21 protein-coding genes are annotated in these 25,949 nt (G+C 70.2%); 12 read left to right on the top strand and 9 right to left on the bottom strand.

All coding sequences use genetic code 11. The features are described from left to right. Position 1: 1 nt before the first annotated feature. On the bottom strand, positions 2 to 991 hold the full coding sequence (locus AC0HS0_RS01910; protein ID WP_472961270.1) for a ribonucleotide-diphosphate reductase subunit beta: 990 nt from the start codon (positions 989 to 991) through the stop codon (positions 2 to 4). A gap of 112 nt (positions 992 to 1,103) precedes the next feature. Continuing rightward, complete coding sequence (locus AC0HS0_RS01905) at positions 1,104 to 3,593, bottom strand: ribonucleoside-diphosphate reductase subunit alpha (protein ID WP_472961268.1); 2,490 nt, start codon at positions 3,591 to 3,593, stop codon at positions 1,104 to 1,106. A gap of 288 nt (positions 3,594 to 3,881) precedes the next feature. On the opposite strand from AC0HS0_RS01905, the gene AC0HS0_RS01900 reads away from it, so the two are divergent. Further along, positions 3,882 to 5,093, top strand: coding sequence for an MFS transporter (locus AC0HS0_RS01900; RefSeq protein ID WP_472961267.1), 1,212 nt, complete (start codon positions 3,882 to 3,884; stop codon positions 5,091 to 5,093). A 334-nt stretch (positions 5,094 to 5,427) separates the two neighbouring features. After that, on the top strand, positions 5,428 to 6,111 hold the full coding sequence (locus AC0HS0_RS01895; RefSeq protein WP_472961265.1) for a hypothetical protein: 684 nt from the start codon (positions 5,428 to 5,430) through the stop codon (positions 6,109 to 6,111). A 45-nt stretch (positions 6,112 to 6,156) separates the two neighbouring features. On the opposite strand, the gene AC0HS0_RS01890 is transcribed toward AC0HS0_RS01895, so the two are convergent. Together AC0HS0_RS01890 and AC0HS0_RS01885 are read right to left on the bottom strand one after the other, a co-directional pair. Beyond that, on the bottom strand, positions 6,157 to 7,137 hold the full coding sequence (locus AC0HS0_RS01890; RefSeq protein WP_472961263.1) for an aldo/keto reductase: 981 nt from the start codon (positions 7,135 to 7,137) through the stop codon (positions 6,157 to 6,159). 41 nt (positions 7,138 to 7,178) lie between these two features. After that, entirely contained in the window at positions 7,179 to 8,285 is a 1,107-nt protein-coding gene (locus tag AC0HS0_RS01885) for an ABC transporter permease (RefSeq protein ID WP_472961262.1), read from the bottom strand. A gap of 111 nt (positions 8,286 to 8,396) precedes the next feature. Between AC0HS0_RS01885 and AC0HS0_RS01880 the strand changes: the two genes are divergently transcribed. Beyond that, the gene (locus AC0HS0_RS01880; protein WP_472961260.1) at positions 8,397 to 9,005 is read left to right on the top strand and encodes a TetR/AcrR family transcriptional regulator; all 609 of its coding nucleotides are present in this window, start codon (positions 8,397 to 8,399) and stop codon (positions 9,003 to 9,005) included. On the opposite strand, the gene AC0HS0_RS01875 is transcribed toward AC0HS0_RS01880, so the two are convergent. Further along, a complete protein-coding gene (locus AC0HS0_RS01875; protein ID WP_472961258.1) occupies positions 8,977 to 9,642 on the bottom strand; it encodes a TetR/AcrR family transcriptional regulator in 666 nt (221 codons plus the stop codon). The two genes, AC0HS0_RS01880 and AC0HS0_RS01875, sit on opposite strands and share 29 nt — an antisense overlap. Positions 9,643 to 9,702: 60 nt before the next feature. Between AC0HS0_RS01875 and AC0HS0_RS01870 the strand changes: the two genes are divergently transcribed. Genes AC0HS0_RS01870 through AC0HS0_RS01855 form a run of 4 tightly spaced genes read left to right on the top strand, consistent with a single transcriptional unit; the run spans position 9,703 to position 14,120 of the window. Beyond that, positions 9,703 to 10,458 (top strand): SDR family NAD(P)-dependent oxidoreductase, encoded by a 756-nt coding sequence (locus AC0HS0_RS01870; RefSeq protein ID WP_472961256.1) that lies wholly within the window; start codon positions 9,703 to 9,705, stop codon positions 10,456 to 10,458. Positions 10,459 to 10,509: 51 nt separating this feature from the next. After that, a complete protein-coding gene (locus AC0HS0_RS01865; RefSeq protein WP_472961254.1) occupies positions 10,510 to 11,670 on the top strand; it encodes an acyl-CoA dehydrogenase family protein in 1,161 nt (386 codons plus the stop codon). A gap of 52 nt (positions 11,671 to 11,722) precedes the next feature. Then, positions 11,723 to 12,832 carry a M24 family metallopeptidase gene (locus AC0HS0_RS01860; RefSeq protein WP_472961252.1) on the top strand — a complete coding sequence of 370 codons (1,110 nt, stop codon included), beginning with the start codon at positions 11,723 to 11,725 and terminating at the stop codon, positions 12,830 to 12,832. Between the two features lie 7 nt (positions 12,833 to 12,839). Beyond that, positions 12,840 to 14,120, top strand: coding sequence for a DUF445 domain-containing protein (locus tag AC0HS0_RS01855; protein WP_472961250.1), 1,281 nt, complete (start codon positions 12,840 to 12,842; stop codon positions 14,118 to 14,120). Between the two features lie 36 nt (positions 14,121 to 14,156). On the opposite strand, the gene AC0HS0_RS01850 is transcribed toward AC0HS0_RS01855, so the two are convergent. Further along, positions 14,157 to 14,537, bottom strand: a complete 381-nt coding sequence (locus AC0HS0_RS01850) for a DUF3054 domain-containing protein (RefSeq protein ID WP_472961249.1) — start codon at positions 14,535 to 14,537, stop codon at positions 14,157 to 14,159. 121 nt (positions 14,538 to 14,658) lie between these two features. Between AC0HS0_RS01850 and AC0HS0_RS01845 the strand changes: the two genes are divergently transcribed. From AC0HS0_RS01845 to AC0HS0_RS01830, 4 genes are all read left to right on the top strand, one after another. Next, entirely contained in the window at positions 14,659 to 17,541 is a 2,883-nt protein-coding gene (locus tag AC0HS0_RS01845) for an aminotransferase (RefSeq protein WP_472961247.1), read from the top strand. Between the two features lie 115 nt (positions 17,542 to 17,656). Next, positions 17,657 to 17,866, top strand: a complete 210-nt coding sequence (locus AC0HS0_RS01840) for a heavy-metal-associated domain-containing protein (RefSeq protein WP_472961246.1) — start codon at positions 17,657 to 17,659, stop codon at positions 17,864 to 17,866. 51 nt (positions 17,867 to 17,917) lie between these two features. Then, on the top strand, positions 17,918 to 20,200 hold the full coding sequence (locus tag AC0HS0_RS01835; protein WP_472961244.1) for a heavy metal translocating P-type ATPase: 2,283 nt from the start codon (positions 17,918 to 17,920) through the stop codon (positions 20,198 to 20,200). Positions 20,201 to 20,229: 29 nt separating this feature from the next. Next, complete coding sequence (locus AC0HS0_RS01830) at positions 20,230 to 22,296, top strand: heavy metal translocating P-type ATPase (protein ID WP_472962090.1); 2,067 nt, start codon at positions 20,230 to 20,232, stop codon at positions 22,294 to 22,296. Positions 22,297 to 22,365: 69 nt separating this feature from the next. On the opposite strand, the gene AC0HS0_RS01825 is transcribed toward AC0HS0_RS01830, so the two are convergent. Next, positions 22,366 to 23,256 carry a LysR family transcriptional regulator ArgP gene (locus tag AC0HS0_RS01825; RefSeq protein ID WP_472961242.1) on the bottom strand — a complete coding sequence of 297 codons (891 nt, stop codon included), beginning with the start codon at positions 23,254 to 23,256 and terminating at the stop codon, positions 22,366 to 22,368. 71 nt (positions 23,257 to 23,327) lie between these two features. Between AC0HS0_RS01825 and AC0HS0_RS01820 the strand changes: the two genes are divergently transcribed. Continuing rightward, positions 23,328 to 23,927 (top strand): LysE/ArgO family amino acid transporter, encoded by a 600-nt coding sequence (locus tag AC0HS0_RS01820; RefSeq protein ID WP_472962089.1) that lies wholly within the window; start codon positions 23,328 to 23,330, stop codon positions 23,925 to 23,927. A gap of 17 nt (positions 23,928 to 23,944) precedes the next feature. On the opposite strand, the gene AC0HS0_RS01815 is transcribed toward AC0HS0_RS01820, so the two are convergent. Together AC0HS0_RS01815 and AC0HS0_RS01810 are read right to left on the bottom strand one after the other, a co-directional pair. After that, the gene (locus tag AC0HS0_RS01815; protein WP_472961240.1) at positions 23,945 to 24,925 is read right to left on the bottom strand and encodes a carbohydrate ABC transporter permease; all 981 of its coding nucleotides are present in this window, start codon (positions 24,923 to 24,925) and stop codon (positions 23,945 to 23,947) included. After that, on the bottom strand, positions 24,922 to 25,872 hold the full coding sequence (locus AC0HS0_RS01810) for a carbohydrate ABC transporter permease (protein WP_472961239.1): 951 nt from the start codon (positions 25,870 to 25,872) through the stop codon (positions 24,922 to 24,924). The genes AC0HS0_RS01815 and AC0HS0_RS01810 overlap by 4 nt, the downstream gene beginning before the upstream one ends. Positions 25,873 to 25,949: the final 77 nt, after the last annotated feature.

Genomic DNA, 25,949 nt, shown 5'->3' with positions numbered 1-25,949 from the left:
CTCAGCGACCGCTCGATGCCTTCGCGTTCGACTCGTACGACGTGTTGGTCGATTCGAAGAAGTTGACCAGCTCGAGCGTGTCGTTGGCGGTCGCCATCCACTTGGCCGGGTTGGAGACCTTGTACTCGGCCTCGAAGCCGAGCTCCTCCAGGCGGCGGTCAGCCAGGTACTTGACGTACTGGTTGATGTAGTTGGCGTTGAGGCCCAGGATGCCGCCGGGCAGGAGGTCGCGGTTGTACTGCTCCTCCATCTCCACGGCGTCCAGGATCATCTGACGGATCTCGTTCGCGAACTCCGGCGTCTGCAGGTCGGGGTTCTCCTCCAGTACCGTGAGGATCAGGTTGATGCCGAACTTGAGGTGCAACGACTCGTCGCGCACCACCCAGTCGATCAGCGACCCGAAGTTGCGCAGCAGGTTCCGCTGGCGGAACGACAGCGCCACCATGAAGCCCGAGTAGAACCAGATGCCCTCGAGGATGACGTTGTACGCCACCAGGTTGCGGATGAAGTCCTGCTTGCCCTCGGTGGTCGTGATGTCGAGGGCCTGCTCGGTCATCCGCTTGATGAAGTTGACCTCGAACTCCTCCTTCTTCGCCATCGAGGGGATGTCGACGTGGGAGTTGTACGCTTGCTCGCGGTCGATCGGGAACGTCTCGAGGACGTACTCGAACGACATGCAGTGGTTGGCCTCCTCCCACATCTGCTTGGCGAGGTAGAGGTGCGCCTCGGCCGCGTTGATGTAGGGGTACACGCCGAACGCCAGCGCTTTGTTCACCAGGAGCTCGTTCGGGTTGAAGTAGCTCATCAGGAAGGTGACCGCGTGACGCTCCTCGTCGGTCATCTTCTTGAAGTCCGCGATGTCTTCACCGAGCTGGATCTCGTTGGGGAACCAGGTGTTCGCGACGGCCTGGTCGTAGAGGTCCATCGCCCACTGGTACTTCACCGGCTTGAGCAGAAGGCCCTCTTCGATTCCCGTTCCCAGGATGCCCATCTGTGTGTCTCTTCTCTATCGTCGTCGGCGGCGGGCTACTGGCAGGACTCGCACTGCAGGTCGTCCATCGGGTCGACCGGCACGTAGTATTCCTCGATTTTGGTGCTGTTCATCACTTGTCACCCCCAGCTGCGCTGTTGGAGGTCAGGCCGCCGAAGCCGAACCCGCGGCGAGCGGGAGCAGCAGCCGGCGCGGTCTCGGTGACGGCGGGGGCTGCGGCCGGGGCGCCGGCGCCGACCGTCGCGAAGCCCTTGCGGCCTCCCGAGATCTCCTCCGCCTTGTTGACCTTGACGGTCGACTGCTCGGCCTGGTGACGCGGCTTCATGTGCAGGTAGTAGGTGGTCTTCACACCCTTCTCCCACGCGGCGTAGTAGATGTCCATCATGTCGCCGAGATCACGCGTCTCGAGGTACATGTTGCGGCTGATCGCCTGGTCGATCCACTTCTGGGCGCGGGCCGCCACCTCGATGAAGGCGTACGGCGAGAGCTGGAAGCTCGTCTTGAACGTGGCCTTGACCTCGTCCGGGATCTCGGCGATGCCCTGGATGTCGCCCTGCGAGCGCAGGATCGCCTCGCGGACATCCTGCCAGATGCCGCGCTCCTGCAGCGTCTCGACCAGGTTGCGGTTGACCTCGAGGAACTTGCCCGAGGAGGTCGACCGGCTGAAGATCTGCGAGAACTGCGGGTCGAAGCCCGGCGTGGTGCCGGCGACCAGGCCGATGGAGGCCGTCGGCGCGATCGCCATGAGCGTGGCGTTGCGCATGCCGCCCTTGACCTTCTCGCGCAGGCGGTCCCAGTCGAGGCGGATCGTGCGGTCGACCGTGATCGGGATGCCGCGGTCGGCCTCCGTCAGCGCGATCGAGTCGTAGGGCACCAGGCCCTTCGACCAGCGCGAGCCCTCGAAGTTCGGGTACGCGCCGCGCTCCTGCGCCAGGTCGGCGCTCTCGTCGATGGCCGCGTACGAGACGTGCTCCATGATCTCGTCGATCAGGGCGTAGGCCTCTTCACTCTCGTAGCTGAAACCGAGGCGCTCGACGATGTCGGTGAAGCCCATGACGCCCAGGCCGATCGCCCGGTTCTGCTGGTTGGAGAAGTCGGCCTCGTCGACGCTGGAGACCGTGATGTCGATCAGGTTGTCGAGCTGGCGCACGGCCTGGCGGGCGCTCGCCTCGATGCGCTCCCAGTCCATCTTTCCGTCGATGAGGTGACGCGACAGGTTGATGGAGGCCAGGTTGCAGACCGAGACGTTCTCGCGGTCCTGCGGCAGCGTGATCTCGGTGCAGAGGTTGGAGAGGTGGATCGTGCCCGTGTTGTTGTTGAGCGCACGGTTGTTGATGGTGTCCTTCCAGGTCAGCCACGGGTGGCTGGTGGTCTGGAGGCTCATCAGGATGTCCTTGAACTGAGCCCGGGCGCTGATCTTCTTGAACATCCGCAGACGGCCGGCCTCGGCCTCGTCGATGTAGTGCTGGAAGCGGGCCGAGAACTCCTTGCCGTAGAGCTCGTTGAGGTCCGAGACCTCCAGCGGGTCGAAGAGGTACCAGTCTTCGTCGTTCTGCACGCGCTTCATGAACTCGTCGCTGATCCACACAGCGGTGTTGGCGGTGCGGGTGCGACGGTAAGGGTCGCCGGAGTTCTGGCGGAGGTCGAGGAACTCGGGGAAATCGAGGTGCCAGTTCTCCATGTAGAAGCAGAGCGCACCGAACTTCTTGCCGCCGCGGCTCACCGCGCGAAGCACGGAGTCGATGGTGTGCATGAACGGGATCGGGCCGGTGGAGGTGGTGTTGTTGGAGCGGATGGGCGAGCCCTGAGCGCGCAGCTTGGTGACCGAGAGGCCGATGCCGCCGGTGCCCTTGGTGAGCCACATGACGTCGCGCACCGACTTCGCGATGTGCTCGATGTCGTCCTGCATCTCCATGACGAAGCAATTGGAGAGCTGCGGGTACGCCGTTCCTGCGTTGACGAGCGTGGAGCCCGCCGCGAGGTACTCGAGCTTGGACATCTTGTCGTAGAACGCGATGGCGTGCTCGGTGGGGTTGGCCTCGTTGAGCGAGAGGCCCATCGCGATGCGCATCCAGAAGTACTGGGGGACCTCGAGCGAGTCGCCGTTGCGGGCCTTGATGCCGTAGCGGTTGTTGAGCGTGACGACGCCGATGTACTTCAGCAGCTCGTCGCGCGACGGGTCGAGGTAGCCCGCGAGGCGGTCGAGGTCGAAGAGAGAGGTGAAACGCGAGTCGAGGAGGGTCTCGGCGACGCCGCGCTCGATGTAGCCGCGGAAGTGGCTCGTGTGGAGGTCGACCAAGGCGTCGAAGCCTTCGTAGTCGCCGAGGACGCGCTTGTAGATCGTCTTGAGGAGGAGGCGTGCGGCGACGGTGTCGAACGCGGGGTCGTCCTTGACGTTCTGCAGAGCGACCTGGATGACCGCCTCGTCGAGCTGCTGGGTCGTGATGCCGTCGAACAGGGTCAGTTCCAGCTCGCTCGCGATCTGCGTGACCCAGGTGATGTTCTCATCCAGGCCGGCGGCCGCGTTCTCGATGGCCAGATTGATCTTGTTGGCGTCGTACGGCTCCCGCTCGCCGTTCCGCTTCACAACAGTGATAGCCACTATCTCTCCCTCTTCCCGCTTTTTTGGGTTCACACAGTTTTTTGAGTTCACGCAGTGCCGCTCGGTCGAGCGGCGAAGTCCGTCGCGACAGCCTCCGGCCTCCCCGAGAATCGGCCGGACCCCCTGTCGCGTGAACCACTATATAGCCGGGTACCGACATTTCCATGCCCCCATATCTAGTGGGCGTGTCATCCACAGGTGTGAAAAAGTTATGCACATTTCCACACCCCCTCGAACGGGTTTCACACCCCTTCCCCGGGCCGTTCCGACCGATAGAGTGGAAAGACTGTGAGCAGCTACTCGAGCCTTCTGAAGACGCCCGGCGTCGCGCGCATCATCGCTGCGCAGCTGACCGCCCGGTTCCCGTTCGGGATGCTCTCGCTGGCCTTCCTGCTCCACATCGAGCGCATCCACCACTCCTACGGAGCGGCCGGCCTGGTGCTCGGCGCGATGAGCATCGGCCAGGCCATCGCCGGGCCCATGACCAGCAGGCTGATGGGCGTCCTCGGCATGCGCACGGTCCTCTGGACGACGCTCGCGCTCTGCTCGGTCGCGGTCGCAGCGATCGGCGTGTTCGTGATGCCCATCCCCGTCACCATGGCGGTCGCGTTCTTCGCGGGCCTCAGCATGCCGCCCATCCAGCCCGCGGTGCGCACCATCTACCCGAAGATGGTCAACTCCCGGCAGCTCACCCCGCTGTTCTCGCTCGACGCCTCCGCGCAGGAGATCATCTGGATCGCCGGGCCTGTCGCGATCACGTTCGTCTCGACCCAGATCGGCACCGTCGAGGGCATCCTGATGTCGGTCGCGATCATGCTGCTCGGCGGCTTCTGGTTCATCTCCTCCCCCGAGGTCGGGCGCGTCCGCATCCCGCGCAGCAAGCGACGGTTCGGCGTGGTGCTCGCGCGGCCTCCCGTGCTGCTGGCGACGGTCGTCGGCTTCCTGCTCATCGGGTCGTGCGCAGCGGTGGAGGCCGGGGTCGTCGCCAACTTCGGCGAGGGTTCTCCGTTCGCCGGCATCGTCCTCGCCATCTGGTCGCTCGGCTCGCTCGTCGGCGGTCTCGCCTTCGGACACGTGCCGATCGGGCCCTGGGCGACGGCACGCCGCATGCTGATCGTGTTCGTCGGCGTCGTGATCTCCACGTTCATGCTGTGGTCGTGGTGGGGCCTGTCGCTCACGCTCATCGTCGCCGGCCTCGGGATCGCGCCCGCGCTGGCCGTGCTGTTCGCGATCGTCTCGGCGAGCGTCAAATTCTCGGACACCGCGGAGGCCTACGGCTGGGTCGGCACAGGCCAGCTCATCGGCGCCGCGCTCGGCTCCGCACTCGCGGGCTTCCTGATCGACGCCAACGGTCCCGTCGGCGCCTTCTGGGCGGCCGGCGTCTTCGCACTCGTCGGCTTCTTCGTCCCCGCCCTCGCCGTGCGCGTGCACCCCGACCTCCGCGGCCGCGACGCCTCCCCCATCCCCGACACCGAGCCGGTCCCCGTCCAGCCCTCCTGAGCCTCGAGACGTGAGTAATCGCGGGAATCGTCCGCACAATTCTCGCGATTAGTCACGTCTCGATCGCTGCGTGTGGATAAGTCCTGCGGGGAGGAGGTGCGTCGGGCAGGGTGACGGGATGGGGAGACGAGCTGCTGCACTGCCGACCGAGTTGATGACTGGTCCGTTCCGGACGGGGGATGCGTTGGGGCACGAGGTGTCCGCGGCAAGACTCCGTGCGAAGGACCTCGACATTCCCATCAGGGGCGTGCGGCTCGCCCATCACGACGTTGGACTGGAATCGCGTTGCCGAGCCTTCCTACTTCACCGCGACGAACAAGTCGCTTTCAGCCACATGACCGCAGCTGAGCTACTCGGCGCACCGCTTCCTTCACGTGTCCACGAGGACGAACGGCTCCATGTGAGCGTTCCCGCGACGGGGCGGGCCGTGCAAGCCGCATCCGTTATCGGCCACACATTGTCAGCATGGGAGACCGTCTCGCTCCGGGGACTACCCCTGACCACGCCCGAACAACTGTGGCTCGACTTGGCGGGGATGCTCGGTCGCGACGCTCTGGTCTCCCTGGGCGATTGGCTTATCAGCTATCGCCATCCCCTGACGACGCCCGACGCTCTTGCCGAGATCGTGCGATCGAGCACCGGCCGGAGAGGTATCGCCGTGGCCCGCCTCGCGCTGCCGCTCCTGCGCACCAGGTCCGAGTCACCCGGCGAGACGCGCCTACGGCTGTTGATTCTCGATGCCGGACTGCCTGAACCCGAGTTGAACTATCTGATCCATCGGCGCGACGGAGCTTTCGTCTCTCGTGTCGACATGGCCTTTCCGGGTCAACGAATCGTGCTGGAGTACGAAGGCGATGGCCACCGTGTCGACCGAGAAGTGTGGTTCCGGGATATCCGACGGCGAGAGCACCTCGAGGATCTCGGGTGGCGAGTCGTGCGCGTAACCGCCGCGGACCTGCATTCCCCCGTGCCCCTTATCTCCCGGCTATCCCAGTTGCTGAGGGCGAGGCGTGAGTAATCGCGGGAATCCGGCCCGGGATTCCCGCGATTACTCACGTCTCGGCTACCAGCGGGGGTGGGTGGTGGCGCGGAAGTGCGCGTCGTAGAGTGCCCGGACGGCGTCGGCGAAGCCGGCGGGGAGGGTGACGCCGGCCGCGGCGGCGTTGGCTCGGGCCTGCTCGGGCGAGCGGGCGCCGGGGATGACGGTGGTGACGCCGCTCTGCGCGATCACCCAGGCGAGGGCCGCCTGGGCGGGCGTCGCGCCCTCCGGGGCGAGTGCGGCGAACTCGCGGGCGGCGCGCACGCCCTCTTCGTAGTCGACGCCCGAGAAGGTCTCTCCCACGTCGAACGCCTCGCCGTGGCGGTTGTAACTGCGGTGATCGTCGGCCGAGAACGTCGTCGTCTCCGAGTAGCGGCCGCTCAGCAGCCCGGAGGCCAGCGGCACCCGCGCGATGATGCCGACGCCGGCCTCCCTGGCCGCCGGCAGCACCTCGTCGAGCGGCTTGAGGCGGAACGCGTTCAGGATGATCTGCACCGACGCGGTGCCGGGGCGGCCGATGGCCTCCAGGGCCTCCGCGCAGGTCTCGACGCTGACGCCGTAGTTCGCGATCGCGCCCTCCTCGACCAGCGTGTCGAGCGCGTCGTAGACGGCGGCGTTCGAGAAGACCGGCGTGGGAGGGCAGTGCAACTGCACGAGGTCGAGCGTGTCCGCGCCGAGGTTGCGGCGGGAGCGGTCGGTCCACTCGCGAAACTTCGCCAGCGTGAAGTTCGCCGGCTCCTGCTCCTCGCGTCGGCCCATCTTGGTCGCGACCGTCAGCGGCAGCTCCGGGCGGGAGGCGCGGTAGCGGCCGATCAGCTGCTCGCTGCGGCCGTCGCCGTACACGTCCGCCGTGTCGAAGAACGTGACGCCCGACTCGGTGGCCGCGTCGAGCACGGCCATCGCGTCGGCCTCCGACACGTCGCCCCAATCGGCGCCGAGCTGCCAGGTGCCGAGACCGATGACCGAGACGTCGCGCCCGGCGCGTCCGAGAGTTCGCTGCTGCATGCTCCCAGCCTAGGCGGCCGGCGGATCAGGCGGCCGGCGGATCAGGCGGCCGCCTCGGTCACCTCCTGGTTGCGGAAGTGCCCGGCGAGCATCCCGACGACGCCCACCGCCGCCCAGCACAGCAGCACCAGCCAGGGGAAGAGCGCGTCGGCCGACGGGAAGTACGACAGGTCGCGCAGCAGCGAGACCGACGCACCCGGGACGAACCACTGCCCGATCGCGCCCCATGGCCCGACCAGGAACTGCAACGGCTGCGCAGCGGCGGAGAGCGGGTTACCGACCAGCACGGTCAGCACCGCGCCGATGGCGATGCCGACGCGGCCGAACAGCGCGTTCATCCCGACCACGAACGCCGCCGTCGCGAACATCGCCAGGCCGACGGCGACCGTGTTCGCCCAGAAGTCGCCCTGCAGGATGCCGAACCAGCCCTGCAGGATGCCGGTGACCGCCAGGCCGCCCGCGACCCCGTAGAGGAACACCGCGGTGAGGCGGCGCCAGCTGCCTGCGACGAGCAGTGAGATGAGGACGCCGCCGATCATCCCGCCGAGCACCAGCGGGAACGACGACGCGGCCAGTCCGAGGCCGCGCGCGTCGCTGGAGGCCAGCGGCACGACGTCGGTCACCTTCACCGTGATGGTCGGCGGCTTGGAGCCTGCGGGCGCCTTGCCGGCCGCGATGGCCTGCTCGACGGCGGCGGCCGCCTGCGCGTTCGCCTGCGTCTGCAGGGTCGTCGCGACCTGGTTCAGGATCTGCGCGACCGCGGCGCCGTTCGCGGAGGCCGTGAGCACCTCCGGAGTCTCGCTGAGCACGATCGCCCCGTACACGTCGCGCTTCTGGATGGCGTCGACCGCCGCCTGCCGGTCACTGCAGGAGGTCACGGCGAACGCGCCGTCGGCCGCCGTGTCGAGCTGCTTCTCGACCGCGGTCACCTGCGCCGACGGGCCGGCGACGCCGATCGGGAGGTCTTTGACGGTGGAGGTCACGGTCGGCCAGAGGAAGGCCAGCAGGATGACGACGACGACCGCGGCCGCTGCTACGGCGAGCGCGATCGCGCGCCCCCACGGCGTGTGCACGACCGGCGCCGTGCTCGACACCGTGCCGGTCTCCGACGTGGGACGCGCGACGTCCCGCTCGGTGCTGATGCTCATGACGACCTCCCAATAAAAACGAATGCTCGTTCTTTATAATCGACAACAGTACGGCTATTGTCAAGAACGAACATTCTTTTTTCCGAGGTTCCCGACGCGAAGGAGGCCGCGATGCCCAAGGTCACCGAGGAGTACCGCAGCGCACGACGCCACGAGATCGCGCAGGCCGCCCTCCGTTGCTTCGCGCGCAACGGCTTCGCGGCGACCTCGATGGCCGACATCATCGCCGAGTCCGGCCTCTCGGCCGGCGCGATCTACGGGCATTACGCGAGCAAGGACGAGCTGATCGAGCTGACCGCCTCCGAGATCCTCGACGCCCGGTTCCTGGAGGTCGCCGAGGCCCGCACGCGGCACCCCCTCCCCGCGCCCGGCGAGATCGTGCGCCTGCTCGTCACCGGCCTCCTGTCGCACATCGTCGACGTGCAGCTGCTCGTGCAGGTCTGGGGGCAGGTGCCGATCAACCCCGGCCTGAAGAGGATGTCCTCGGAGATCGGCGACCGGATCCGTTCCATGTTCACCGACTACCTGACGGAGTGGCACGCGCAGACGATGCCGGCCGAGGAGGCCCGCGCCCGCGCCGTGCGCGAATCGTCGGTCTACATGAGCCTCGTGCAGGGTTACGTCATCCAGACCGTCCTCTTCGACGGGTTCGACGGCCCGACCTACCTGGACGTCGTCGACGGCATCTCGCTCAGCGCGCCGGCCACCACGGCGGAGTGAGGCGTTCGAGCAGCGCGAGCAGTGCCTCCACGTCGCGCGGTCGCGGCCGGGTGAGCCAGACGTCGATGGCACCGATGATCCCGTCGGCGAGGTAGCGCTCGATCGCGCGCCGCTCCACCTCGTCGCCGGCGGGCACGCTCACGCTGTTCTGCTGCAGCAGCAGCTCGATGGAGGCCTGGAAGTGCTCGCTGAGCATCGCGCTCAACCCGGCCTCCGCACCGCCTGCTCCGAGCCCGCGGCGGTAGATCGCGTCGTGCTCGTCGACGTGCCGGAGCACCGCCCGGGTGACCCCGCCGATCGCGGCCGCGGCATCGTCGGGTGCGACGTCGACCAGGTATGCGGCCCGCAGAGCGTCGAGCTCGGTGCGGAGCACCCGCTGCAGCAGGGCTGCCGGTGACGCGGCGTACTCGTACACCGTCGACCGGTGGACGCCCGCGGTGGCGGCCAGCCGGGAGACCGTGACGTCGGCGATCGGCTGCTCCGCGGCGAGCGCGAGCACGGCCGCGCTGAGCCGGGCGAGCGTCTTCTCCTGCCGGGCGTCGAGGCGCGGCGCATCGGCAGAGCCGAATCCTGCAACGCTCCCCGCGTTCGCCACAGGCGCACTCGATCGTCCGCCGTTCGGCTTCCCGCTGTTCACATTCCGATCGTACAATGGAGTTATCCGACAAGTGTCGGATATCTGGAAGGAGAATTCCCCATGGCTCAGTACGATGTCGCCGACCGCTCCGCGATCGTCACAGGTGGAGGCTCGGGCATCGGACGCGCAGTGGCACTGACCCTCGCGGCCAGCGGTGCCGCGGTCCTGGTCACCGATCTGAACGAAGAGCACGCCAAGGCCGTCGTCGCCGAGATCGAGGCAGCGGGCGGCACCGCCGCCGCCCTCGCGGGCGACGTGACCGATCCGGCGTTCGCCGCGGCGAGCGTGGAGGCCGCGAACGCCCTCGCGCCGCTGAAGATCGCGGTCAACAACGCCGGCATCGGCGGAGAGGCCGCTCCCGTCGCCGACTACTCGCTCGACAGCTGGCGCAAGGTCATCGAGGTCAACCTCAACGCGGTGATGTACTCGATGCAGCCGCAGCTCACCGCGATGGCCGCGAACGGCGGCGGCGCGATCGTCAACATGGCCTCGATCCTCGGCTCCGTCGGCTTCGCGAACTCGTCCGCCTACGTCACCGCCAAGCACGGCCTCCTGGGCCTCACCCAGAACGCGGCCCTCGAATACGCCGACCAGAAGGTGCGCGTCGTCGCGGTCGGCCCCGGCTTCATCAAGACGCCGCTGGTGGAGGCGAACATGAGCCCCGAGGCGCTCCAGTTCCTCGAGAGCAAGCACGCGCTCGGCCGCCTCGGCGAGCCGGAGGAGGTCGCGGCCCTCGTCGCGTTCCTGGCCTCCGACGCCGCATCGTTCATCACCGGCAGCTACCACCTGGTGGACGGCGGCTACACCGCCCAGTGAGGCGGAGCGACCCACTGCCGTGCCCGGTCGCGCTCCCCTAGGCTGAGGAGCGTGACCGAGCACGACGAGCTGTTGAGCGAGGAGCGGCTGGAGCGGTTCCGCTCCCGCGCCGCCCAGTACGACGCCGAGAACCGCTTCTTCACCGAAGACTTCGCCGAGCTTGCCGACGCCGGCTACCTCAAGGCGCTCGTCCCCACCGAACTAGGCGGCCTGGGCCTGTCGCTGGAGCAGACGGCCCGCCTCCAGGTGCGGCTCGCCGGCGCTGCGCCCGCGACGGCGCTCGCCGTCAATATGCACCTGGTCTGGACGGGCGTCGCCAAGACCCTCCGCGATCGCGGCGACGACTCGCTGGAGTTCGTGCTGCGGGAGGCCGGCGCCGGAGAGGTGTTCGCCTTCGGACTGAGCGAGGCAGGCAACGACCTCGTGCTGTTCGGGTCGACGACCCAGGCCCGCCCACAGGCCGACGGCTCCTACCGCTACACCGGCACCAAGATCTTCACCTCCCTCTCCCCCGCGTGGACGCGGCTGGGCACGATGGGCCTCGACACCGAGAGCGCCGACGCGCCCAAGATCGTCTACGGCTTCATCGAGCGCACGGGAGGCGGGTTCGAGATCCGCGAGGACTGGGACACGATCGGAATGCGGGCCACGCAGAGCAGCACGACCGTGCTCGCCGGCGCGCAGGCCCCGGCCGACCGGATCGTGCGCCGCCTCGACCCCGGCCCCAACCCCGATCCGCTCGTCTTCGCGATCTTCGCCAACTTCGAGCTGCTGCTCGCCTCCGTCTACACCGGCATCGGCGCCCGTGCGCTGGAGCTCGCGGTCGCCGCCGCGCACCGCAGGAAGAGCCTCAAGAACGACGGGCGCAGCTATGCGAACGACCCGGACATCCGGTGGCGCATCGCCGAGGCGGCGATCGATCAGGATGCCCTACTCCCCCAGCTCGACGCCATCACCCGCGACGTCGACACGCTCGCCGACCACGGCACGCAGTGGTTCCCGAAGCTCGTGGGGATGAAGATCCGGGCGACGGAGACCGCGCGTCGCGTCGTCGACCAGGCCATCCGGGTCTCGGGAGGCTCCACCTACTTCTCCAGCAGTGAGCTCGGCCGGCTCTACCGCGACGTGCTCGCCGGCATCTTCCATCCCTCCGATGCCGAGTCAGCGCACAGCACCGTCGCCAACGCGTGGCTCGGGCCTATCGAGGACTGAGACGACAGCGCCCGCAGCAGACCGGCCCGAACCAGACCCACCAGGAGGCGTCATGCAGGAGATCACCGCGCAGCACTTCGCCGAGCGCCTCGCGCGCGGAGCCGCGCAGGCCAAGGCCGCCGACCTCGACGCCCTCCTCGTCGCGCCCGGCCCCGACCTGGCGTATTTCGCCGACTACCTGCCCCCAGTGACCGAGCGGCTGACGATGCTGGTCATCCCCAGCGAGGGTCAACCGACGATGGTGGTGCCGGTGCTCGAGCACGACAGCGCCGCCGCGACCCGGGCCGCGGGGGCGATCCGGCTGGTCACCTGGGCCGACGGCGAGGACGAGCACGCGCCCCTGATCGACCAGCTCTGGTCGGGCGGGAGGTACGGCATCTCCGACTCCGCCTGGGCGATGCACCTGCTGGCGCTGCAGGACGAGTTGCCCGACGTGCGCTTCCGGGCCTTCTCCGACGTCCTCCCGATGCTGCGCGCGGTGAAGGGCTCCGACGAGGTCGACCGGCTCGCCGCCGCCGGCGCCGCTGCCGACGCGACGTTCGAAGACATCCTGTCGGCGCCGTTCGCCGGCCGGGCCGAGCGGGAGGTCGCGGCCGACCTCGACCGGCTGCTGCGCGAGCACGGCCACTCGCAGGTCGACTTCACGATCGTCGGCTCCGGCCCGAACGGCGCCAACCCGCACCACGAGGCCGGCGACCGGATCATCCAGCAGGGCGACATGGTGGTGCTCGACTTCGGCGGCCTCATGGACGGCTACGGATCGGACACCACCCGCACCGTGCACGTCGGCGAGCCGACCGACGAGGAGCACGAGGTCTTCGAGGTGGTCAAGCGCGCCCAGCAGGCGGCGTTCGACGCGGTCGCGGTCGGCGTGCCGCTGCAGCAGATCGACCGTGCCGCGCGCGCGGTGATCGCCGAGGCCGGTTACGGGCAGTACTTCGTGCACCGCGTCGGCCACGGCATCGGCACGACGACGCACGAGCCGCCGTATCTGGTGGAGGGTGAGGAGCAGCGCGTCGTCGCCGGGATGTGCTTCTCGCTCGAACCCGGCATCTATCTGCCCGGCCGCTTCGGCGTGCGCATCGAGGACATCGTCGTGGCCGCCGCCGACGGCGCGCACCGGCTGAACAACAGCAGCCGCGAACTGCACATCGTCCGGTGACCGACCGGTGACCGCCTCGCCCGTGAGCACAGCGCCGGCCGACCGCGACGCAGAGCGCCGCGTCGCCCTCCGGCGGATGAAGCTGATGGCGACCAGCCTGCTGGCTGTCGCGGCGGTGATCTTCGCCGTCTCGTTCGCCCTGCAGGACCGCTACCCGTGGCTCGGGTTCGTGCGCGCGGCGGCGGAGGGCGCCATGGTCGGCGCGCTGGCCGACTGGTTCGCCGTGACCGCGCTGTTCCGTCATCCGCTCGGCCTGCGCATCCCGCACACCGCGATCATCCCGACCCGCAAGGACGAGATCGGCGAGACCCTCGGCGCGTTCGTCGAGACCGAGTTCCTGTCGGACGACGTCGTCGCCACCAGGCTCGCGGCCTACGACGTATCCGGCGCGGTCGCCCGCTGGCTGATGGAGCCGGGCAACGCGCAGCGGGTGGTGGCCGAAGCCTCCGGCGCTGTCATCGGCCTGGCAGGCCTGCTCGACGACGACCGCATGCGGGAGGCCGTGGAGGCGGTCGTGCGCACGCACGTCATCGAGCCGGAGTGGGCGCCGCCGATCGGGAGGCTGGGTGTGCGGATACTGGCGTCCGGCGGCCATCACGACGCGGTGGACCTGCTGCTGGACCGGCTCGACGACTGGCTCGTCATCCACCCCGACGCGCTCTCGAATCTCGTCTCAGGGCGGCTGCCGTCGTGGATGCCGTCGTTCGTCGACCGGCTCGTCGATGAGCGGGTGCACCAGGAGCTGCGCCGGTTCGTCGCCGAGGTGCGGAACGATCCCGCCCACCGCGCCCGGCGAGCACTCGACGGCTACCTCGCCGAGCTCAGCGACCGCCTCCAGCACGACCCCGAGACCATCGCGCGGCTCGAGGCGGCCAAGGCGCGCGCGTTCGACGACCCGCGCATCCGCGAGCTGGCGGCGTCCGCGTGGTCGGCCGCGCGCGCGGCGGCGGTCGATGCGCTGAGCGATCCTGACGGCGTGCTGCGGCAGCGGGCGTCCGCCGCCCTCGCCGACGCGGCCGCGCGCGTCGCGGCCGACCCTCAGCTGCGGGCCTCCCTCGACGAACGGATCTCCGGCGCCGCACGCTACCTGGTCTCGACCTACCGGCACGACATCGCGAGCGTCATCACCGAGACGGTCCGTGCCTGGGACCCGGCGGAGACCACCGACAAGATCGAGACCCAGGTAGGGCGCGACCTCCAATTCATCCGGATCAACGGCACCGTGGTGGGCGCGCTTGCGGGGCTGGCGATCTACACGGTGGCGACGCTGGTGGCGGGGGCGTTCTGAGCGGTCTCGAAGAGGCGATGCGGCACGACGACGGGCTCAGACCCGACGCAGCGCGCGGCGCCGCGCGAACGGGATCGCCGCGATCCGCCAGCCGACGAGGAACACCCCGAGCGCGACGAACGCCACCGCGATGAACGCGGGCTCCACGCCCTGCCCTGCGGAGGTGCGGATCAGCATCCCGAGCGCGACCGTCATCAGCCAGACGGGCACGCCCGGCCAGATCAGGGCGAGCGGACGGCGCCACGCCCAGGTGACCAGCCAGCCGGCGACCAGGCCGATGAAGAACGGCCAGTACGTGGTGAGGATGCCGGCGACGGTGGTCGCCTCGCCGTGGCTGCGCCGGCCGATGAGCACGAACACGAGGACGAGCACGGCGTCGATCACGAACGCCACGACCGCTGTCCTCCAGGATTTCACGCGTCGATGCTACGGTGCCCCTCCCGAGCGTTCGCTGGGTGCGGGTATGGCGTCCGCTTCAATAGACTGACCGCGTCCCGCCGACCGACAGCGCCGTGCGTCCGCACGCCGAGGAGCATCCGTGCCGAATTCCGACTTCCTCGCCCAGCCCTCGCTGCCCCGCCCGGAGGTGGGCCCCGACGACGCCGCGGCCGTGGCCGAGCGCGCCTTCGGCCTGAGCGGGCGGATCACCGAGCTGGGAAGCAACCAGGATCGCAACTTCCTCGTCGACACCGGCAGCGGGCGTTACGTGCTCAAGATAGCCAACCCCGTCTTCTCGGCCGACGAACTGCATGCCCAGAACGCCGCGCTCGAGCTGCTGTCGGCGCTCGACGTGCGCATCCCGGCGGTCGTGCCTGCGCTCGACGGCGCGGAGGTCGTGGAGGTGGAGGTGCGGGGCCGCATCCTGAACGCGCGCGTGCTCAGCTTCCTCGACGGCGACCCGCTCACCGATGTCGCGCGACCGAGCCGCGAACAGCTCCGCACGCTCGGGAGGCTCTCCGGCCGCATCGCCGCGGGGCTGTCCGTTCTGCGTCATCCTGGCCTCGCGCGGACCACCCAGTGGGACGCGCGCATCGGCGGCGATGTGGTCGAGCTGCTGGCCGAGCACGTGCCGCAGCCCGCCAAGCGCCTGGCCGTGCTGCAGGCGGCCGAGCGCGCGCTCGCGGCCCTCGAACCGCTGCGCAGCCGGCTGCGCGTGCAGGCGGTGCACGGCGACGTCACCGACGACAACATCGTGCTCGGGGCCGGCGGGCCCGGCGTCATCGACTTCGGCGACGTCGCCGACGGCTGGCTGGTCGCCGAGCTCGCGGCGACCGTGGCGAGCGCGCTCCACCACGTTCCGGACGACCCGCTGGCGGTGCTCGACGTGATCGAAGCGTTCCACGCGGAGTCGCCGCTCGACGACGTGGACCTCGCCGCGCTGTGGCCGCTCGTCGTGCTGCGCGGCGCCGTGCTGGTCGTCAGCGGCGAGCAGCAGGTCGCCCTCGACGGCGACAACCACTACGCCGACGAGAACCGGGCGCACGAGTGGGTGGCCTTCGACGTCGCCCGGCGCCTCCCCGCCGCCGAGGTGGAGGCCGTGGTGCGCGCCCGGCTCGGCGCCCGCGCTGCTGCGGAGTCCATCGGCGCACCCGCGCTCGGCCGCCTGGTCGCGGTCGACAGCACGCACGAGAACCTCGCCGACCTGTCGGTGACCGGCCGCGCCCTGGACGGAGGGCGATTCTCGCGCCCCGACGCCGAGGACGCCGTGCTCTCCGCGATCTGCCGTCAGCACGGCCACGCCCTCACGCGGTACGGCGAGGCGCGGCTCAGCCGGGCCGTGACCGACCGGTCGGAGGCCTCCGCCACCATCGCCCTCGGCGTGACGCTGGACGCTCCCACCGGTCTCGTGGTGCACGCCCCGTTCGGCGGCGAGCTGCGCCTCACCGAGGGGTCGTGGCTGCTGCACGGCGACGACGTCGACCTCTGGCTCGACGGCCTGTCGCGGCCGCTGACCACCGCCTCCGTCGACCGCGGCGAGGCGATCGGCAGCGCCGTGCGGATCACCGCTCAGCTGAGCCGCGTGCCCGGCCGCCGGCCTCCCGCGCTCGTCACACCAGCACTGCCGGCGGCGCTGTGGGCCGAGGTGTCGCCCGACCCGTCGGAGCTGTTCGGAGTCGACCTCACCGTGCCGTCGCCCGATGCGGCCGAGGCACTCGCCCGCCGTGACGCGTCGTTCGCGCGCGTGCAGGAGCACTACTTCGCCGAGCCTCCCCTCATCGAGCGCGGCTGGCGGCACCACCTTTTCGACACGCAGGCCCAGAGCTACCTCGACATGGTCAACAACGTGACCCAGATCGGCCACGCGCACCCGCGACTCGTGGAAGCCGTGCGCGACCAGTGGGCACGTCTGAACACGAATTCCCGCTTCCACTACGAGGAGCTCTCGCGCTTCACCGAACGGCTGGCCGAGGTCGCGCCGGACGGCCTGGACACGGTGTTCCTCGTCAACAGCGGCAGCGAGGCGGTCGACCTCGCCCTGCGGCTGGCGCAGGTGCACACCGCGCGGAGCACCATCCTGGCCGTCACGGAGGCCTATCACGGCTGGACCGTCGGCGCCGACGCCGTCTCGTCGTCGCTGGGCGACAACCCGCGCGCCCTCGAGACGAGACCGGAGTGGGTCGAGCTCATCGCGTCGCCGAACGTCTTCCACGGGCGGCACCGCGGCGCGGACTCCGGCCCCGCCTACCTCGCCGAGCTGGACGAGCAGCTCGCCCGCCTCGACGCCGCGGGCACCGCGCTCGCCGGGTTCATCGCGGAACCGGTGTTCGGCAACGCGGGAGGCCTCATGCTGCCGGACGGCTACCTGACCGGCGTCTACGAGCGCGTGCGCGCCCGTGGCGGCGTGTGCATCGCGGATGAAGTGCAGGTGGGCTATGGGAGGCTCGGCCACTACTTCTGGGGCTCGGAGCAGCAGGGCGTCGTCCCCGACGTGATCACCGTCGCGAAGGCGATGGGCAACGGCCATCCGCTGGGCGCGGTCATCACCCGTCGTGAGATCGCGGAGTCGTTCGCGGCCGAGGGCAGCTTCTTCTCGTCGGCGGGCGGCAGTCCGGTCAGCTCGATCGTCGGGCTGACCGTGCTCGACGTGATGCGCGACGAGGGCCTCCAGCAGAACGCCGCGACCGTCGGCGATCACCTCGCGGCACGGCTGCGGGCGCTGGGCCGGCGGCATCCGCTCGTCGGCGCCGTGCACGGGCTCGGGCTCTACCTGGGGGTGGAGCTGGTCCGCGACCGCGAGACGCTCGAGCCGGCGACGGCCGAAGCGGCCCTGATCTGCGAGCGAATGCTGCGGGAGGGCGTCATCGTGCAGCCCACCGGCGACGGCAAGAACGTGCTCAAGATCAAGCCTCCGCTGTGCATCACACGGCAGAGCGCGGACCGGTTCGTCGACGCGCTCGACCTGGTGCTCGCCACGATCTGATCGCGCCGACCCTGCGGCGCGAGCGCCTCCTCCACTACGGCTTGACTGGTACCCCTAGTGGGTATACAGTCGTATCGTTCGAGATACCCCCTCTGGGTATATGAAGGGAGCACACATGACCACCATGACGTTCCAGGTGGACGGTATGACCTGCGCGCACTGCGAGCGCGCAGTCACCGAAGAAGTGACCTCGATCGACGGCGTGACCGGCATCGACGTCTCGGCCGCCACCGGCGTGCTCATGGTGGAGTCGGCCGCCCCCGTCGACGACGCCCTCGTGCTCGCCGCCGTCGAGGAGGCCGGGTACACCGCCGTCCGCGCCTGAGCCGACCGGCCAGCCCGACCCGACCGCACCGTCCCCGACCGGAGGAGCCCCATGTCCACCACCGACGCCGCACGTCCGCAGCCCCGCCTGGAGCTGACGATCGGCGGGATGACGTGCGCCTCGTGCGCCGCGCGCGTGGAGAAGAAGCTCAACCGGCTGGAGGGTATCGAGGCGAGCGTGAACTACGCGACCGAGAAGGCCACGGTCTTCGCGCCGGCGGGCTACGATCCGGCGCGCCTGGTCGCGCAGGTCGAGAGCGCCGGTTACACGGCCGCACTGCCGGCGCCCCGGTCGGCCGACGCGGAGGCCGGCCGGCCGCGCACCGATGACGAGCTCGCGACCCTGCGGCCACGACTGATCGTGAGCACTGCGCTTGGCCTACCCGTCGTGCTGCTCTCGATGATCCCCGCCCTGCAGTTCGTCGGGTGGCAGTGGGTCGCGCTGGCGCTCGCGACGCCCGTCGTCGTGTGGGGCGCCTGGCCGTTCCACCGGGCGGCCGCCGTCAACCTGCGGCACGGCGCCGCCACCATGGACACCCTGATCGCGCTGGGCGTCTCGGCGGCCTTCGTGTGGTCGCTGTACGCGCTGGTCTTCGGCGGCGCCGGGTCGCCGGGCATGGCGGGCGCCGACCTTTACCTGGAGGTCGCGGCCGGGGTGACGGTCTTCGTGCTCGCCGGCCGGTATCTCGAGAAGCGCTCCAAGCGGCGGGCGGGCGCGGCATTGCGCGCCCTGCTCGAGTCCGGGGCGAAGGAGGCCTCGGTGCTCCGGCCCGCGCACGGGCCGGACGACGTGCGCGAGGAGCGCATCCCTGTCGACCGGCTGGTCGTGGGCGACGTGTTCGTCGTGCGGCCGGGCGAGCGCATCGCCACCGACGGCATCGTGATTGACGGCGCGGGTGCGGTCGACGCCTCCATGATGACGGGCGAGTCCGTGCCGGTGGAGGTCGCGCCCGGTGACACGGTCGCGGGCGGCACCGTCAACTCCGGAGGGCGCCTCGTCGTCCGAGCGAGCCGGGTCGGCGCGGACACGCAGCTCGCGCAGATCGCCCGGCTGGTCGAGGATGCGCAGTCGGGCAAGGCCGCCGCCCAGCGCCTGGCCGACCGGATCAGCGCCGTCTTCGTGCCGGTCGTCATCGGCATCGCCGTCGTCACGCTCTCGGTGTGGCTGCTGCTCGGCTTCCCGGCGGAGGCCGCATTCACCGCCGCCGTCGCCGTGCTCATCATCGCGTGCCCGTGCGCCCTGGGGCTCGCGACGCCGACCGCGCTGCTGGTGGGCACCGGGCGCGGAGCTCAGCTCGGCATCCTGATCACCGGTCCGGAGGTGCTGGAGGCGACCCGGCGGGTGGACACGGTCCTGCTCGACAAGACCGGCACGGTGACGACCGGGCGGATGGCACTGGTCGATGTCACGGCCGAGACCGACGACCCCGCGGAGGCGGCCGAGGCGCTGCGCCGCGCCGGTGCCGTGGAGGACGCCTCCGAGCACCCGATCGCACGGGCGATCGCCGACGCCGCCCAGCGGTCCGGTCACCTCCCCGCGATCTCCGGCTTCCGCTCCGACGGCGGCCTGGGCGTCTCGGCGACACTGGAGGGCGAGTCGGTCGTGGTCGGCCGCGCATCGTTCGTGACGGCCTCCGGGATGCCGCTCGGCCCCGACCTCCACGAGGCCGTAGCTGCGGCGGAGGCGTCGGGCCGGACCGCGGTCGTCGTCGGCTGGGGCGGCCGGGCACGCGCCATGCTCGTGGTCGCGGACACCGTCGCACCGCACAGCGCTGAGGCCGTCCGCCGCCTGCGCCGGCTGGGGCTCGAGCCCGTGCTGCTGACCGGCGACAACGAGACTGTCGCCCGCCGCGTGGCGCAGGAGGTCGGCGTCGACACGGTGATCGCGGGCGTGCTCCCGGCCGGGAAGGCCGAGGTCGTCCGGAGGTTGCAGGGCGAAGGCCGCCGGGTCGCGATGGTCGGCGACGGGGTCAACGACGCCGCCGCGCTCGCCGCGGCCGACCTGGGCCTCGCGATGGGAACGGGCACCGACGCCGCCATCCAGGCGGCCGACCTCACGCTGGTGGGCGGCGAGCTGACCGCGGCGGCCGACGCGATCCGGCTCTCCCGGCGTACGCTGGCGACCATCCACGGAAACCTGTTCTGGGCCTTCGCCTACAACCTGGCTGCGATCCCGCTGGCGGCGTTCGGGCTGCTGAACCCGATGATCGCGGGAGCCGCGATGGCATTCTCGAGCGTCTTCGTCGTCAGCAACAGCCTCCGGCTCCGGTCGTTCCGGCCGCTGGCCGTCGCGGGCACCCCTTCACACGCAACCGAGGATCGGAGGACAGCGTGAGCGGACACACCGGGCACGACGTCGACGCGATGAACCACGACGACACCACCCACGCCCGCAGAGACCACGCCGGCCACGACGCGCACGGCGGCCACGATCACAGCGACCACGATCACAGCGGCCACGCCGGTCACGGCGACCACGGCGACCACGTCGCCGCCTTCCGGAGCCTGTTCTGGATCATGCTGGTCGTGGCCGTGCCGGTGGTCCTGTGCTCGCCGATGTTCGCGATGATCCTCGGCTACGAGCTTCCCGACGTCGCCGTGCTGACGTGGGTCTCCCCCGTCCTCGGCACTGTCATGTTCGTCTGGGGCGGCCGGCCGTTCCTGACCGGCGCCGTCTCCGAACTGCGGGCGCGCACGCCCGGCATGATGCTGCTGATCGCCCTCGCGATCTCCGTCGCCTTCCTCGCCTCGTGGGGCGCCACCCTCGGCCTGCTCGACCACCAGCTCGACTTCTGGTGGGAGCTCGCCCTCCTGATCGTCATCATGCTGCTCGGCCACTGGATCGAGATGCGGTCGCTGGCGCAGACGACCTCCGCCCTCGACTCGCTCGCGGTGCTCCTCCCCGACGAGGCCGAGAAGGTGGAGGGCGACAGCACCGTCACCGTCTCCCCCGCCGACCTCGCGGTCGGCGACACCGTGCTGGTGCGGCCCGGCGGTCGTGTGCCGGCCGACGGCCGCGTCGTCTCGGGCAGCGCCCACGTGGACGAGTCCATGATCACCGGCGAGTCACGGCCGGTGCGCCGCGCCGACGGCGACACCGTCGTCGCGGGGACCGTCGCGACCGACTCGGCGCTGCGGGTGGAGGTGACCGCCGTCGGCGACGACACCGCGCTCGCCGGCATCCGGCGCCTGGTCGCTGACGCCCAGAACTCGTCCTCCCGCGCCCAGCGGATCGCCGACCGCGCGGCCGGCTGGCTGTTCTGGTTCGCGCTCGGCTCGGCCGCCGTCACCGCCGTGGTCTGGACGGCCGTCGGGCAACCCGACGACGCAGTGATCCGCGCGATCACCGTGCTCGTGATCGCCTGCCCGCACGCCCTGGGGCTCGCCATCCCGCTCGTGGTGTCGATCGCGACAGAGCGCGCCGCCCGCGGCGGCGTCCTGGTGAAGGACCGGCTGGCGCTGGAGACCATGCGCACCGTCGACACCGTGCTGTTCGACAAGACGGGCACGCTCACCAAGGGCGAGCCGACCGTCACCGCCGTGGACGCCGACGGCGACGATGACCGCGTCCTCGCCCTGGCGGCGGCGGCCGAGTCCGACTCCGAGCACCCGCTGGCGCGGGCGATCGTCGCGAGTGCCGCGGCGCGGTCGCTCGCGGTCCCCGCCGCGACCGACTTCACGTCGTCGCCGGCCGTCGGGGTCGCCGCGACCGTCGACGGCAGGCGCGTGGAGGTCGGCGGACCCGGGCTGCTCGCGTCGCGTGAGGCGTCGGAGCGTCCGGTGGCGGAGGCCTGGCGCGCCGAGGGAGCGATCATCCTCCATGTGCTCGTCGACGGCCGACCCGTCGGGGCGCTGCGACTCGCGGACGATGTGCGCGAGGAGTCGCGCCAGGCGGTGTCCGCGTTGCAGGAGCGCGGCATCCAGGTGGTCATGATCACCGGCGATGCGGAGGCCGTTGCCGCCGATGTCGCCGCGCAGCTCGGCATCCAGCGCTTCTACGCCGGCGTGCGCCCGGAGGACAAGGCGGCGTCGGTCGCCGAACTGCAGTCCGAGGGACGCACCGTCGCGATGGTCGGCGACGGCGTCAATGACGCTCCCGCCCTCGCGCGGGCGGACGTCGGGATCGCGATCGGAGCGGGAACGGACGTGGCGATCGCCTCTGCCGGCGTGATCCTCGCCAGCGACGACCCGCGCTCGGTGCTCTCGATCATCCGGCTCTCGCGCGCGAGCTATCGCAAGATGAAGCAGAATCTGTGGTGGGCGGCCGGCTACAACCTGCTGTCGGTGCCGCTGGCCGCGGGAGTGCTCGCGCCGATCGGATTCGTGCTGCCGATGTCGGTGGGCGCCATCCTGATGTCGCTGTCCACCATCGTCGTCGCGCTCAACGCTCAGCTCCTGCGCCGCCTCGACCTCCGTCCCGACGCCCTCTGACCTCCGCCGAAGGGCACGTTGTTGTCACTTTCGAGCCTCGAAAGTGACAACGACGTGCCCTTCGACCATTCAGGCGGGGCGGAGTGCGGCGGCGGCCGCTCGCGCGATGGCATCGGCGACCGCGGTCAGCGCGGCCGACTGCAGCGACCACTGCTGCCAGTACAGCGGCACGTCCACGGCCCCGGCCTCGTCGAGGACCACCAGGCGGCCGTCCGCGAGCAGCGCCTCCGACTGGAGGTCGGGGATCATGCCCCAGCCGAGCCCGAGAGCAGCCGCGCCCACGAACTCCGTCGACGCCGGAACGTACTGCCGGGGAGGGCGGGCCCCTGGAGCGAGACGGTCGAGATAGCGGTCCTGGAGGGCGTCCTTGCGGTCGTAGACGAGCATCGGCGCCTCGGCCGCCGCGCGCGCGTCCCACCCGCCCGCGCACCAACGCTCGACGAACGCCGGGGTCGCGAGCGGCCGGTAGCGCATCGCCCCGAGCGCCGACACCGTGCAGCCCTGCACCGGCACGTGGTCCGAGCCGATCGCGGCCATCGCGGCGCCGTCGCGCAGCCTCCCGATCGTGTGCTCCTGATCGTCCAGGACGATATCGAACACCGACCCCGGGAGCGTCGCCAGCGCGGGCAGCACCCAGGTCGCGAGGGAGTCGGCGTTGACGACGAGCGGGATGGAGGTCGGCGCAGCGACGTGCGCTCCGTCGTCGCCCTCCAGCTCAGCGGCGGCCTCCGCCTCGAGCAGCGCCACCTGACGGGCCAGCCGCACGAGCACGGCGCCGGCGGCGGTCGCCTGGATCGGCTTGCTGCGGCGCACCAGCACCCGGCCGCTCAGCTCCTCCAGCGATTTGATGCGCTGGCTCACCGCCGACGGCGTCAGATGCAGCGCGGTGGCCGCGCGGTCGAACGTGCCGTGCTCGACCACGGCGGCCAGGGTGCGCAGCTGATCGCTCGAGGGCTCCATGTTCAGCAATGCTAATGGTTCGTAAGAAACGTGAGCTGTACTGAACAGTCTTCTTTGCCTATCGTCGAATGGTGCTCGCGATCTTCCTCACCGGCCTCGGCTCGGCCGCCGCTCTCATCGTCGCCATCGGTGCCCAGAACGCGTTCGTGCTTCGGCAGGGACTCCGCCGGGAGCACGTGCTCGCCGTCGTCGCGATCTGCGTCGCGAGCGACGCAGTCCTGATCGCGGCGGGCGTCGCCGGCATCGGGACGCTCGTCAAGGCGGCGCCGCTGGCGCTGCAGATCGTGCGCTGGGCCGGGTTCGCGTTCCTGATCGGCTACGCCGTCTTCGCCGCGATCCGCGCGGTGCGCCCCAGCACGCTCACCGCGGCGACCTCCGGAGGGGGCTCGCTCGCCGCGGCGATCGGCACCTGCCTCGCGATCACCTGGCTCAACCCGCACGTCTATCTCGACACCGTGCTCCTACTCGGCTCGCTGTCCGCGACGCACGGCGACCCGGGACGCTGGGTGTTCGGCGCCGGTGCGGCGACCGCGAGCCTGCTGTGGTTCGTGCTGCTGGGATTCGGGGCCCGGCCGGCGGCGCCGGTCTTCGCCCGGCCGGTCGCCTGGCGCGTGCTCGACGCCGGCATCGCGGTGCTGATGGTCGTTCTCGCGATCCTCCTCGTGGTGTGAGGAGGACCGCGGACGGATCACCCCTTCACCGCTCCGCCCAGTCCCCCTCCCCTGAGGAACGTCCTCTGGAAGATCAGGAAGATGACTACCGGGATCAGCGTGGCGATGCTCAGCGCCGCCAGGTACACGCCGAGATCGGTGCTCGACTGGATCTGCGGCAGCCGCACCGACAGCGGCTGGATATGGATGTCGGTCAGCACCAGGTTGGGCCAGAGGAAGTCCGCCCACGCCGCGTTGATGGCGAGCACCGAGACCACGCCGAGGATGGGCTTCGACATCGGCAGCACGATCGACCAGAACAGACGGAAAGTCCCGGCTCCGTCAGTGCGTGCCGCCTCGAAGATCTCGCGCGGGAGGCTGTCGAAGAACCGCATCACCAGGAGGACGTTGAAGGCGCTCGCGCCGGCCGGCAACCAGACGGCCCAGAACGTGTTGATCAGCGAGTGCCCGATCAGCGGCGGGTGCAGGATCGTGAGGTACAACGGCACGAGCAGTACGACCGCCGGGACGAACAGGGTGGCGAGCACCAGCCCGGCGAGGTAGCGCCCGTACTTCGGGCGGAGCACCGAGAGCGCGAAGCCCGCGGTGGTGGCGACGATCAGCTGCACCGCCCACTCGCCGGCGGCCATGGCGATCGTGTTGAAGAAGAAGTCGCCGATGTGGACGTCGTTCCACGCTCTGACGACATTGTTCCAGTCCACCCCGTTCGGGAAGAGGGCCAGCGGGTTCGTCAGGGTGTCTTGCGTGGGGGTGATGCCCGACTTGAACAGCCACAGCAGTGGGAAGAGCCCGACGAGCACCAGCAGGATCAGCAGGATGACGTGGAGGACGCTCGTCGTGATCCGGATGCGCGGGCGACGCCAGTCGGCGGCCGACAGGATGTGGCGGTCCTCGGCTTCCGCCGCTCTCGGACGACGGCGGGGCCGCCTGCCGGGGACGCCGGAGTCGGGCAGCGGCTCGGTGACCTGGACTTCTTGGGCCGGGACTGTGGTGGTCAATGGTCGCTCCATCGCGCGGTGAGTCGGAAGTAGACGATCGAGAGCACGGCGAGGAACAGGGCGAGCATCAGACTCAGCGCCGTCGCCTGCCCGTACGCCCCGCCGAGGCTGTTCGTGAACGCGTACTGGTAGATGAGGAGCAGGATCGTCGTCGTCGAGTTCGCCGGGCCGCCGCCCGTGAACAGGTACGGCTGAAGGAAGACCTGGGCCGTGGCGATGATCTGCAGGATGAACGTGATGAACAGGATGCCGCGCAGCTGCGGGAGCGTCACGTGCCAGATCTTGCCCCAGAGCGAGGCGCCGTCGACCTCGGCCGCGTCGTAGAGCTCGGGCGCGACGCTCGTCATCGCCGCGAGGTAGATGATGATCGTGCCTCCCGCGCCCGCCCAGGTCGCCTGGAGGACGAGCGACGGCATCGCGGTGGCCGCGTCCTGGATCCAGGGCTGCGGCGGGATGTGGAACCAGCCGAGGATCGTGTTGAAGACACCGGTCGGGCTCGCGTCGTAGAAGATCTTCCAGAGCAGCACCGAGACGACCGGGAGGATGACGACGGGCAGGTAGGCGAGGACGCTGAAGAGGCCCTTGAACCTCCGCACCTCGCTCATCAGCACGGCCACGATCAGCGGCACCGGGTAGCCGATGAGGATCGCGAGGAAGGCGAAGTAGGCCGTGTTGCGCACGGCGGTCCAGAACAGCGGATCGTTGAAGACCGCCACGAAGTTGTCCCAGCCGACGAAGGTCGGCGGGGTGACCAGGTTGGTCTTCTGGAAGCTCATGATGACCGCCTGCACGATCGGCGACCACGAGAAGACCCCGAAGACGATCAGGAGCGGGAGGAGGAACAGCAGCGTCGTGAGGCCGCCGCGCTGCACCCAGGTGATCGGGTTGTGCCGCCGCTTCTGGCGCTCCGGCGCGGGGGTGGCGCGCACATCGGTGGATGTCGTCATGTCCTGGCTTTCCGTGGTGCGAGGCCGCCAGACCGCCGGACGCCCGCGGCGCCGACGGCCTGGCGGCCGCGGAGGTG

The organism is Leifsonia sp. PARNA 1/14 (assembly GCF_055720965.1).
Note: the sequence above shows the minus strand (reverse complement) of the source record. Positions and strands in the feature narration are given on the sequence as shown.